The organism is Rhodococcus gannanensis, assembly GCF_042681175.1.
Classification (GTDB): Bacteria; Actinomycetota; Actinomycetes; order Mycobacteriales; family Mycobacteriaceae; genus Rhodococcus_G; species Rhodococcus_G gannanensis.
In genome coordinates, this window is sequence record NZ_JBHUFB010000010.1 from 366,195 (window position 1) to 377,382 (window position 11,188).

12 protein-coding genes are annotated in these 11,188 nt (G+C 67.4%); 7 read left to right on the forward strand and 5 right to left on the reverse strand.

Annotation, left to right across the window (positions count from 1 at the left end; genetic code table 11):
* The first annotated feature begins 238 nt into the window (after positions 1-238).
* Positions 239-1,996, forward strand: coding sequence for a DEDD exonuclease domain-containing protein (locus ACFSJG_RS12680; RefSeq protein WP_378485574.1), 1,758 nt, complete (start codon positions 239-241; stop codon positions 1,994-1,996).
* A gap of 7 nt (positions 1,997-2,003) precedes the next feature.
* Positions 2,004-2,279 (forward strand): Lrp/AsnC family transcriptional regulator, encoded by a 276-nt coding sequence (locus tag ACFSJG_RS12685; RefSeq protein WP_378485575.1) that lies wholly within the window; start codon positions 2,004-2,006, stop codon positions 2,277-2,279.
* A gap of 45 nt (positions 2,280-2,324) precedes the next feature.
* Here the strand turns inward: ACFSJG_RS12685 and trpD are convergent, their stop codons facing one another.
* Complete coding sequence (gene trpD / locus ACFSJG_RS12690) at positions 2,325-3,359, reverse strand: anthranilate phosphoribosyltransferase (protein WP_378485576.1); 1,035 nt, start codon at positions 3,357-3,359, stop codon at positions 2,325-2,327.
* Positions 3,360-3,403: 44 nt separating this feature from the next.
* On the reverse strand, positions 3,404-3,853 hold the full coding sequence (locus ACFSJG_RS12695; RefSeq protein WP_378485577.1) for a hypothetical protein: 450 nt from the start codon (positions 3,851-3,853) through the stop codon (positions 3,404-3,406).
* A gap of 126 nt (positions 3,854-3,979) precedes the next feature.
* Between ACFSJG_RS12695 and ctaE the strand changes: the two genes are divergently transcribed.
* From ctaE to qcrB, 4 genes are all read left to right on the forward strand, one after another.
* A complete protein-coding gene (ctaE, locus tag ACFSJG_RS12700; RefSeq protein WP_378485578.1) occupies positions 3,980-4,591 on the forward strand; it encodes an aa3-type cytochrome oxidase subunit III in 612 nt (203 codons plus the stop codon).
* 63 nt (positions 4,592-4,654) lie between these two features.
* Positions 4,655-5,506: a cytochrome bc1 complex diheme cytochrome c subunit gene (qcrC, locus tag ACFSJG_RS12705; RefSeq protein ID WP_378485579.1), complete on the forward strand. Its 852-nt coding sequence runs from the start codon at positions 4,655-4,657 to the stop codon at positions 5,504-5,506.
* The gene (gene qcrA / locus ACFSJG_RS12710) at positions 5,503-6,645 is read left to right on the forward strand and encodes a cytochrome bc1 complex Rieske iron-sulfur subunit (RefSeq protein ID WP_378485580.1); all 1,143 of its coding nucleotides are present in this window, start codon (positions 5,503-5,505) and stop codon (positions 6,643-6,645) included. The genes qcrC and qcrA overlap by 4 nt, the downstream gene beginning before the upstream one ends.
* Positions 6,642-8,330: a cytochrome bc1 complex cytochrome b subunit gene (gene qcrB, locus ACFSJG_RS12715; protein ID WP_378485581.1), complete on the forward strand. Its 1,689-nt coding sequence runs from the start codon at positions 6,642-6,644 to the stop codon at positions 8,328-8,330. The genes qcrA and qcrB overlap by 4 nt, the downstream gene beginning before the upstream one ends.
* Positions 8,331-8,721: 391 nt before the next feature.
* Here the strand turns inward: qcrB and ACFSJG_RS12720 are convergent, their stop codons facing one another.
* Positions 8,722-8,958 (reverse strand): RNA polymerase subunit sigma-70, encoded by a 237-nt coding sequence (locus ACFSJG_RS12720; RefSeq protein WP_378485582.1) that lies wholly within the window; start codon positions 8,956-8,958, stop codon positions 8,722-8,724.
* Between the two features lie 149 nt (positions 8,959-9,107).
* On the opposite strand from ACFSJG_RS12720, the gene ACFSJG_RS12725 reads away from it, so the two are divergent.
* Entirely contained in the window at positions 9,108-9,503 is a 396-nt protein-coding gene (locus ACFSJG_RS12725; RefSeq protein ID WP_378485583.1) for a tautomerase family protein, read from the forward strand.
* An 89-nt stretch (positions 9,504-9,592) separates the two neighbouring features.
* On the opposite strand, the gene ACFSJG_RS12730 is transcribed toward ACFSJG_RS12725, so the two are convergent.
* Complete coding sequence (locus ACFSJG_RS12730) at positions 9,593-10,009, reverse strand: cytochrome c oxidase subunit 4 (RefSeq protein WP_378485584.1); 417 nt, start codon at positions 10,007-10,009, stop codon at positions 9,593-9,595.
* A 75-nt stretch (positions 10,010-10,084) separates the two neighbouring features.
* Positions 10,085-11,155: an aa3-type cytochrome oxidase subunit II gene (gene ctaC, locus ACFSJG_RS12735; protein WP_378485585.1), complete on the reverse strand. Its 1,071-nt coding sequence runs from the start codon at positions 11,153-11,155 to the stop codon at positions 10,085-10,087.
* Between the last annotated feature and the right edge of the window lie 33 nt (positions 11,156-11,188).

Here is an 11,188-nt window from a genome sequence, read left to right on the forward strand (position 1 = left end):
GGGTCTGCGTGGAGTCCGCGGCGTCTGGGTACCCGAGGAGCACCGTGACGACGCAGTCCTCGCACGCGGGGCCGCACACGGCGCATTCGCTGCAATCGACAATCACTGTGACCCTCGTCTCTTTCGGTCGTCCCGGGCGTTTTCCGGGCCTCGACACCCGCAAAGTAGCGCCGCCGTCCGACACGAACCGCGGGACGCGACCACGGTGAGGACCACCCCGACACTCCGCCGTCGGAGGATGTCGGTGCCGCGCCCTACTGTCCGGCCCGTGAGTTCCCGCGACGAGACGGCACGCCAGTTGGCGTTCGACGAACTGGACACCCCGCTGCGTGACACCACCTTCGTCGTCGTGGACCTCGAGACGACCGGCAGCAATGCGGGTGACGACGCGATCACCGAGATCGGCGCCGTCAAGATCCGCGGCGGCGAGGTCGTCGGAGAGCTGTCGACGCTCGTCGACCCGGGCCGGACGATGCCGCCCCACATCGTGCGCCTGACCGGGATCACCTCGGCGATGCTCGTCGACGCTCCGCGCATCGAGCAGGTGCTGCCGAGTTTCCTGGAGTTCGCGCGCGGCGCAGTCCTGGTGGCTCACAACGCACCGTTCGACATCGGCTTCCTCCGCGCCGCGACCACCCGGTGCGATCTCTCCTGGCCGCCGTTCCAGGTCCTGTGCACCGTGCGCCTGGCCAGGCGGGTCCTCTCCCGCGAGGAGGCACCCTCGGTCAAGCTGTCCGCACTGGCAGACCTGTTCCGGGTGTCCACCCGGCCCACACACCGGGCACTCGACGACGCCCGAGCCACCGTCGACGTCCTGCACGCCCTGATCGAGCGGGTGGGCAACCTGGGTGTGCACAGCTATCCGGAACTGGTCGACTACCTCCCGAACGTCTCCGCCGCCCAGCGCGGCAAGCGCGGCCTCGCCGCGCACCTGCCCCGAACGCCGGGTGTCTACCTCTTTCGCGGGCCCTCCGACGAGGCGCTGTACGTCGGGACGGCCGTCAACCTGCAACGGCGGGTCCGCGGCTACTTCACCGGTTCCGAGACCCGCCCGAGAATGAAGGAGATGGTCGCGCTCGCCACGCGCGTCGACCACGTCGAGTGCGCACACGGTCTCGAAGCCGGTGTCCGTGAGCTCCGACTGCTCGCGGCGCACGCGCCGCCGTACAACCGCCGTTCCAAGTTCCCGAAGCGCGCCTGGTGGATCACCCTCACCGACGAGGCGTTCCCCCGGCTCTCGGTGACCCGGCGCGCAGGTCCCGACGCGCTCGGACCGTTCGGCAACCGATCCGACGCCGCCGACGTCGCAGCCACGATCACCGAGGCGTGCCGTCTGCGGCACTGCACCCGAAAGATCAGACAGGACGCCGTTCACGGCCCTGACTGCCCCGACGACGCCGTCGGCGGCTGCCCGGCAGGCAGCACTCCCCAGTCCGCTGCCGCCTACGCGACGGCGGTCGCGCTGACGCGGAACCTGATCCGCGGCGCAACCGATGCCCCGCTGCGGGACCTGCGCACACGGATCGAGGACCTCGCGCTCGCCGAACTGTTCGAGAACGCGGCCCGGCTCCGCGACCGGACCGCCGCCCTCGCGAGCGCGCTGCGCCGCTGTCAGCGACTCGCGTCGGTCGCCGCGATCGAGGAACTCGTCGCCGCGCGCCCGAGAGAGGAAGGTGGATGGGAGTTCGCGGTGATCAGGTCCGGGCGGCTCGCGTCCGCCGGTGTCGCGCAGCGCGGCGTCGCGCCGATGCCCGTGGTCGACGCGCTCGTCCTCGCCGCCGAGACGGTCCTTCCCGAGGAGTCACCGCTGCGCGGCGCCATGGCCGACGAGGTGCGGTTGGTCGCGAACTGGCTCGACGCACCCGGCGTCAGGATCGTCCGAACCAGCGACGGCTACCGGGAACCCGCGCACGGCGCCGGTTCCTGGCAGCAGTGGTGCGCGCTTGCCCGAGGTGCGGGCGAATACGCTGAACGGGCACCGCACCCCCGTCACTAGGAGCGAGATGATCAACGCCATCGTCCTCATTCACGCCGAGGCGAACCGGATCCCCGAGACCGCCCAGGCCGTCGCCGACATCGGCGGCGTGTCGGAGGTGTACTCCTGCGCGGGCGACGTCGATCTCATCGCCGTCGTCAAGGTGCGAAGCCACGACGAGATCGCCGACGTCGTCACCGGCGCGATAAACAAGGTCGACGGCGTCCTGCGGACCACCACCCACATCGCCTTCCGTTCCTATGCGAGCGCAGACGTCGAGGCGGCCTTCTCCATCGGCGAGTGATCGTGAGGGCCCCGGCCGGATCTGTGGCCGGGGCCAGGCCCACCACTACCCGGCGAGGCGGCTGCTCACTTCCACCCAGCGGGCCAGCAGATCGGCGGCGGCACCGCTGTCGACGACCTCGACGGCGCTCGCGATGCCTGCCCGAAGCGCGTCGTCCAGGTTTCCGCCGAGCCCGCGATGCGCGGCGATCGCCGCACCGGCGTTCAGCACCACCGCGTCGTGCACCGGGCCACGGTCGCCGGCCAGCACCGATCGGGCGATCGCGGCATTGGCCTCGGCGTCACCACCGCGCAGCGCGTCGAGCGGAACCCGCTCGATCCCCAGTGCGGTCGGATCGATCCGGGCCTCACGCACGGACCCACCGTCGACCACGAACGCGGTGCTGGTCGTCGAGGTGGTGATCTCGTCGAGCCCGTCGTCCCCGCGGACGACCAGCGCGGACACTCCTCGCCTCGCCAGCACGCCCGCGACCACCGGCTGGAGATCGGCGAATGCACAACCGATCAGCCCGGCTCGCGGCCGGGCCGGGTTGGTGAGCGGCCCGAGGACGTTGAAGACGGTGGGGATGCCGATCTCCTTGCGCGGACCGGAGGTGAACCGGAACGCCGGATGGAAGGTGGGCGCGAAGCAGAATCCGATGCCGACCTCGCGGACGCACTGCGCGACCCCGGCCGGGTCGAGGCTGATGCGGACACCGAGCGCCTCGAGGACGTCGGCACCTCCACTCTTCGAGGACGCGGCACGGTTTCCGTGCTTGACCACCCGGACACCTGCCGCGGCGACCACCACCGACGCCATCGTCGAGATGTTGACCGTGTGCTGACGATCGCCGCCGGTGCCGACCACGTCGACGGCGTCGTCGTCCACGTCGAGGGTCCGGGCGTTCGCCAGCATCGCGTCGGCGATCCCTGCCAGTTCGGACGGGGTCGGTCCCTTCATCTTCAGCGCGATGCCAAATGCCGCGATCTGGGCCGAGGTGGCGTTGTCGGACATGATCTCGCTCATCGCCCAGTTGGCGGTTGCCGCGTCGAGATCCTGTCCGTCCGTCAGAGCGCCAAGCACCTCGGGCCACGTCGCCATACCAACCGCCTCTTGTCGTCGCTGCAATCCGGAACGCAGCTTAGTCAGTGGCCGCCGCTCGGCGACGGCTGCAGGGCGTCCCAACCGACGACCGTGCCACCGGCCCGTTGCGCCAGGCCCGCCATCCGTGACTTCTCCTGGGAGCAGTGGAGCGCGTCGAGGATCTGGACGCGCTGCAACACCACAGCCGTCAGTTCGTCCGCCGACACCGGCGGCACGTCGACCGGATCGGCGGCGACGGTGTAACCGTCCTGGGCCGCGAGTTCCACCGCCCGGTCGATCTCGGCGGCGGGCAGACGCAGATGGTGCCGCAGGACGGCGTGCTCGTCCGCTGCCCACGCGGGGTCCGCCGCGGCACCGCGGTCGAGCGCGGTGCTGCACGCCTCGACGTCGTCGAAGCTCGACACGACCACCACCAGATCGGTCCTGTCGGTGCTCAGCGACACCTTCTTACGCCGCCCGAAAAGCTGCCGCCACCACGCTGCCCCAGTCATGGGTTCAGCCTGCCACGATCACCGACCTGCACAATCGTCGCTTCGGGCATACTGAAATTCGGGCACGACGCGCCAACAGCGGACCCGGGTGGTCCTCGCGTACGACAACGCGTCATACTTCCTTCTGTGACGAGCGCAGTAGGGACCCAAGGATCCGCAATCACCCAGCGCGTGCACTCGCTGAACCGGCCGAACATGGTCAGCGTCGGCACCATTATCTGGCTGTCCAGCGAGCTCATGTTCTTCGCTGGTTTGTTCGCGATGTACTTCGTCGCGCGGGCACAGGCAAACGGCAACTGGCCGCCGGAGCCCACCGAGCTGAACCTGGCACTGGCCGTGCCGGTCACCGCGGTGCTCGTGGCGTCGTCGTTCACGTGCCAGATGGGCGTTTTCGCCGCCGAGAAGGGCGACGTCTTCGGCCTGCGCCGCTGGTACATCCTCACCCTGGCGATGGGCACCTTCTTCGTGCTCGGTCAGGCGTACGAGTACATCCACCTCGTGGAGCACGGAACCACGCTGTCGAGCAGCGCCTACGGCTCCGTCTTCTACATCACGACAGGCTTCCACGGCCTGCACGTGATCGGTGGTCTCGTCGCCTTCGTCTTCCTGCTCGTGCGAACCAAGGTCAGCAAGTTCACGCCCGCGCAGGCGACGGCAGCCATCGTCGTGTCCTACTACTGGCACTTCGTCGACATCGTGTGGATCGGCCTGTTCGCCACCATCTATTTCATCCGTTAGCAGCTGAACGCAGTACCCAGCCCCAGCCCGTTCAGTCCGTCCCGCGAGACCAAAGGGATACAGATGAGTTCATCCCCCCCTTCAGCAGCCGCCGACAGCGCGACTGCAACAAGAGCCCGTCGTCAGCGCAAGTTCCGCCGCCGGATCACCGGCGCGCTGATCCTGATGATGGGACTTGTCGGCGCCGGCTTCCTCGCCTCGGCCCTCACGCCCACCCCGCAGGTCGCCACCGCATCCGATGATGCGTCCGCGCTGATCCGCGAGGGCAAGCAGCTCTACGACACCTCCTGCGTCACCTGCCACGGCGCGAACCTGCAGGGTGTTCAGGACCGCGGCCCCAGCCTCATCGGCGTCGGCGAGGCCGCCGTCTACTTCCAGGTGTCCTCCGGCCGTATGCCGATGGTCCGCAACGAAGCACAGGCCCTGCGCAAGCCCACGAAGTTCGACGCCCGTCAGACGGACGCGATCGGCGCCTACATCCAGGCCAACGGCGGCGGCCCGACCGTCGTGCGGGACGAGAACGGTGAGGTCGCGACGACCTCCCTGCGCGGCGACGACGTCGCCCGCGGCAGCGAGCTGTTCCGGCTGAACTGCGCCTCCTGCCACAACTTCACCGGTCAGGGCGGCGCGCTGTCCTCCGGCAAGTTCGCACCGCCGCTCGAGCCGGCGAACGAACAGCAGATCTACCAGGCGATGGTGACCGGCCCGCAGAACATGCCGAAGTTCTCCGACCGTCAGCTGAGCCCGGACGAGAAGCAGGACATCATCGCCTACATCAAGCACTCCGCGGAGGTGGCGAACCCCGGTGGCTACGGCCTCGGTGGCCTCGGCACCGGTCCCGAGGGTCTTGCCATGTGGGCTATCGGAATCGTCGCGGTCGTCGGTGCGGCGCTGTGGATCGGAGCAAGGTCATGAGCGACGCCGGCCACGGCGACACGCCGAAGAAGGACTACACGAAGGAAGAACTCGACGCGATGAGTCGCGACGAGCTCGTCACGCTCGGCACCAATCTCGACGGTGTCGACGTCGCGTTCCGTCGTGAGCGCTGGTCCGTCGAGGGCACCAAGGCGGAGAAGCGCGCCGAGCGCGCCGTCGCCTACTGGTTCGCGCTCGCGGGCATCTCGGCGATCGCGTTCATCGCGATCTACCTCTTCTGGCCCTGGGAGTACAAGGGCATCGGCGAAGAGGGCTACGGGATGTACAACCTGTACACGCCGCTCATCGGATTGACGATGGGTACTGCCATCCTGTCGCTCGGTATCGGCGCGGTGCTGTTCACCAAGAAGTTCGTGCCCGAAGAGGTGTCGATCCAGGATCGGCACGACCAGGGCGGATCCGCCGAGGTCGACCGCAAGACCATCGTCGCGCAGCTCGGCGACTCGCTCGAGACCTCGACGATCGGTCGTCGCAAGATCATCAAGCGCACCCTCGGTTTCGGTGCCGGCGCGCTCGGCGTCATGGCGATCATGCCGCTCGGTGGCCTGATCAAGAATCCGTGGGCCAAGGGCGACAAGTCCGACCTGTGGACCACCGGTTGGACCCCCACGTTCCCTGGCGAGACCATCTACCTGCGGCGTTACACCGGCCGCCCGCACGACATCGTCCTGGTTCGCCCGGAGGATCTCGACGCGGGCGCGATGGAGACGGTCTTCCCGTTCCGCGAGTCCGAGCGTGGAGACGAGAAGGCACTCGCCCACGCGCTCAAGCGCGCCGACAACCCGATCATGCTGATCCGCCTGCGTACCGAGGACAGCGAACGTGCGGTCCGCCGCAAGGGCCAGGAGAGCTTCAACTTCGGCGACTACTGGGCGTACTCGAAGCTGTGCACGCACCTGGGCTGCCCGACCTCGCTGTACGAGCAGCAGACCAACCGGATCCTCTGCCCGTGCCACCAGTCGCAGTTCGACGCTCTGCAGTACGGCAAGCCGATCTTCGGTCCTGCTGCTCGCGCCCTGCCCCAGTTGCCTATTACAGTCAATGAGGAGGGCTTCCTCGTCGCCAACGGTGACTTCATCGAAGCCGTCGGCCCCGGATTCTGGGAGCGTCGTTCATGACAACCATCACTGGCGGCCAGACCAAGGCCGCAGCTCACGCCGCAAAAGCCGGCGAGAACCTGGACTCGCGCTACCACCTGGCAGCCGGGATGCGGAAGCAGATCAACAAGGTCTTCCCGACCCACTGGTCCTTCATGCTCGGCGAGATCGCGCTGTACTCGTTCCTGATCCTGCTGATCTCGGGTGTGTACCTGACCCTGTTCTTCGACCCGTCGATGGCGGAGGTCGTCTACAACGGCGCCTACCAGCCGCTGCGCGGTGTGGAGATGTCGCGGGCCTACGCGACCACCCTGGACATCTCGTTCGAGGTCCGTGGCGGTCTGTTCGTCCGGCAGATCCACCACTGGGCTGCGCTGATGTTCGCCGCGTCGATCATCATCCACCTGCTGCGCATCTTCTTCACCGGCGCGTTCCGTCGCCCGCGTGAGGCGAACTGGGTGATCGGCTGCCTGCTGCTCATCCTGGCGATGTTCGAGGGCTTCTTCGGCTACTCGCTCCCCGACGACCTGCTGTCCGGCACGGGCCTCCGTGCCGCACTGTCCGGCATCACCCTGTCGGTGCCGATCGTCGGCAGCTGGCTGCAGTTCCTGATCTTCGACGGCGACTTCCCGGGCACGCTGATCATCCCGCGCCTGTACGTCGCGCACGTGCTGCTCGTCCCGGGCATCATCCTGGCCCTGATCGGTGCCCACCTGGCGCTGGTCTGGTACCAGAAGCACACCCAGTTCCCCGGCACCGGCCGGACCGAGAACAACGTGGTCGGCGTCCGTATCCTCCCGGTCTTCGCCCTCAAGGGTGGCGCGTTCTTCGCCTTCACCTTCGGCATCCTCGCCGTCATGGGTGGCGTGCTGCAGATCAACCCGATCTGGAACCTCGGCCCGTACAACGCGTCCCAGGTGTCCGCGGGCGTCCAGCCCGACATCTACATGATGTGGACGGACGGCCTGGCCCGACTGTGGCCGGCCTGGGAGATCTACCCGTTCGGCCGTTACACGGTGCCCGCGGTGTTCGCCGTCGCGGTCATCATGGGCTTGGTCTTCGCGGTGCTGATCGCGTACCCGTGGATCGAGAAGAAGTTCACCAAGGACGATGCGCACCACAACCTGCTGCAGCGTCCCCGCGACGTGCCGGTCCGCACCTCGCTCGGCGCCATGGCGATCACGTTCTACGTGATTCTCACCCTGATGTGCATCAACGACATCATCGCGTTCAAGTTCGACATCTCGGTGAACGCGACGACGTGGATGGGCCGTATCGGAATCGTGATTCTGCCTCCGATCATGTACTTCATCACCTACCGGTTCTGCCTGGGTCTCCAGCGCAGCGACCGCGCGGTGCTGGAGCACGGCATCGAGACCGGCGTCATCAAGCGCCTCCCGCACGGCGAGTACATCGAGGTGCACCAGCCGCTCGGACCGGTCGACGACCACGGCCACCCGATCCCGCTGGAGTACCAGGGTGCTGCGATTCCGAAGAAGATGAACAAGCTGGGATCCGCAGGCAAGCCCGGCCTCGGCAGCCTGATGTACGCCGACCCGGCGGACGAGGCAGCCGCGCTCCTCGCCGCCGAGCACGAGAAGGAACACGAGCAGCTCGCGATCCTCAAGGCGTACCAGGACAAGGTGCACGGCACCGACTCCGATGCGAAGGGCATCGAGTCTGCCGACGGCGACGCGAAGCACTGATCGCGTCCACGCGAAACGGGGAAGGCCCCGAACCCACCACGGGTTCGGGGCCTTCCCCGTTTCGCTGTCCCACCACCGACCTCACGACCCTGGCTGTCGACGAGACGCCGTACGCGCCCACGGGTGAGAACACTGTTACGTGACGTCCCTGCGGCGTCCTCAACCGTCGGGCATGGGCAAGTGGCTGTCATCAGCAGCACGAGGGCCGTCGCGACGGAGATCAAGTCGTGACGCCGGGCATGAGTGACTCCGCCGTATGTCCGTCCTGTACAAGCCGGGCCGCGCCCCAGACAACCCCGGTAGGGATCGGACGCCGACGTGCAGCAGCCCCGAACGACTCCCCCGGCTCGCGACGACGCTCCCGCGTCTCGACGGCCGAGCTGCGCACCCGTCAGGCGGTGGCGTTCCGCAACTGCGCGCCCTGGCCGACCGTCTCCGACTGCCTCAGGATGCGTCTCAGTACGTTCAGCGCCTCGTGCTGGAGAAGAAGTACACGATTCGGATCGGTGTCCAGAAGCCGAGCAACCCGGTCGACGGAGAGCCCGCACACGACACGCAGGTGCAGCACGTACCGCAGGTGCTCCGGCAACTCGGCGAGCGCGCTCGCGTTGCGTGGTGCGGTGGTCACACACCGATCCTGTCGAACGCATCGTCCCGGGAGGAAGGGGCCGATGTCCCGGGCGGTCGGGAGGAATCGTCCCGCCCGGACGGATGGAGCCGCGCATCGCCGGCGAACTACCGTTGCCTCCCCGGTCCATGCCTGACAAGGTGTGCCGCATGCCCACCGCAACGATCGAGGTCCGTCGCGAGTACTCGGTAGCCGAGGAGGTGTCGATCGTCGACGCCGTTCACGGCGCGCTGGTGGCCGCGTTCCGCATCCCGGCCAAGGACAAGCACGTGCGGCTCGTCGTCCATGCGCCGCACCGATTCGCCACTCCCCCGAACCTCTCGGCACCGGAGTTCTGCACCATCGTGTCGATCGACTGCTTCGCGGGCAGATCCGGTCAGGCCGAGCGGAACCTCTACACCGAGGTCGTGGACCGCCTCGCGGCGCTCGGAATCCCCCGCGACCACGTCACCATCACGCTCCGGGAAGTACCTCCGGAGAACTGGGGAATCCGCGGCGGTCTCTCCGCCGCCGACGTCGATCTCGGGTTCGACGTGCACGTGTAGGACTCGCTCGACACAACAACCACAGCAGAAACGCCGAGGGCGCCGCACTCACGGGGAGTGCGGCGCCCTCGGCGCGAAAACCTACGGTGTCAGTGCTTCTCGGGACCGATGTGGTACTCGAACACCAGGCCGGCAGCGGAGGCGATGACCAGCACGGCACCGACCACGATCAGCCACGGCTGGAAGAACGCGAGCGCGACAGCGGTGAACGCGGCGCCGAAGGCGACCAGGATCGGCCAGAAGCTACCGGGGCTGAAGAAGCCCAGGTCGCCTGCGCCGTCCGAGATCTCGGCGTCCTCGTAGTCCTCGGGACGGGTGTCGAGGCGGCGAGCGACGAACCGGAAGTACGTGCCGATGATGAGGCTCAGCCCGCCGGTCAGTACCAGCGCGGTTGTACCCGCCCACTCGACGCCGGTCCGCGAGACGGCGGTGAAGATGGCGTACACGATGGCGATGAAGATGAAAAACACCGTCAAGATCTCGAAGAGCTTCGCTTCGATCTTCATATCAGCTCGTCCTTTGTAGCGAGGTCGTCGGAAGCCGTGCGGCCCGGGAGGTCGTTGAGTGCCGTGGGCACCCGCTTACTGGTACTCGCCCTCGAGAACTTCGGTGGCCTGGCGGTAGGTGCGGTCGGTGTTGAACGGCGTGGTGGAGGTCGCGACGGGCGACTCACCGATCTCGGCGAGAGCCTCGGCGGTCGTCATGGCCTTGCCGCCCTCGTCCACCGGCTTGCGCAGCTCGATGTACTCCGCGAACTTCTCCGGGCTCACCGCGCGAACCTCGAAGTTCATCATCGCGTGGTAGGTGCCGCACATCTCGGCGCAGCGGCCGACGAACGCGCCTTCCTTCTGGATCTCACTGATCTGGAAGACGTTGTCGGAGTGGTTCTCCTTCGGGTTCGGCATGACGTCCCGCTTGAAGAGGAACTCCGGAACCCAGAAGGCGTGGATGACGTCGGACGCCGCGAGGACGAACTCGATCCGCTTGCCGGTCGGCAGGACCAGAATCGGGATCTCGGTGCTCGACCCGACCGTCTCGATGGTGTCGTAACGCAGGTAGGACAGGTCGTGCTCACCCTTGCCGGCCAGCGGACCCGGAACCTCGTGACCGTGGATGACCTGCTCCTCGGCCGGAGCCTCGGCCGCAGCCTGGGCTTCGGCGTCGACGCCGTCGTACTTGGCCGCGCCGTCACCGAGATCGATCGAGCGGTAGCCGAACTTCCAGTTCCACTGGAAGGCGGTCACGTCGACGACGACGTTCGGGTCTTCCTTCTTCTCGTGGACGTAGTTCTGCACGACCACGGTGAAGTAGAACAGCACCGCGATGATCACGAAGGGAACTGCTGTGTAGAACAGCTCGAGCGGCACGTTGTATGCCGTCTGCCGCGGGAACTCCGGCGAGTCCTTCTTCTTCCGGTGGAAGATGACCGTCCAGAACGTCAGGCCCCACACGATCACGCCCATGAAGAGGGCCGCGATGACGGACCAGGTCCACAGTTCGCGCATCCGCTCGGCCTGGGGGGTGATGCCCGACGGCCATCCGAAGCGAAGCACCGAATTGTCGATCGAACATCCCGACAGCAGCATGGCGGCCAGTCCCAATGAGACCGCTAGCCCCGCTCGCCGAAGGATCCGACTCTGCGCCACGTTCACGCCTTCCTGATCGCCGCAAAATTGATAGGGGCA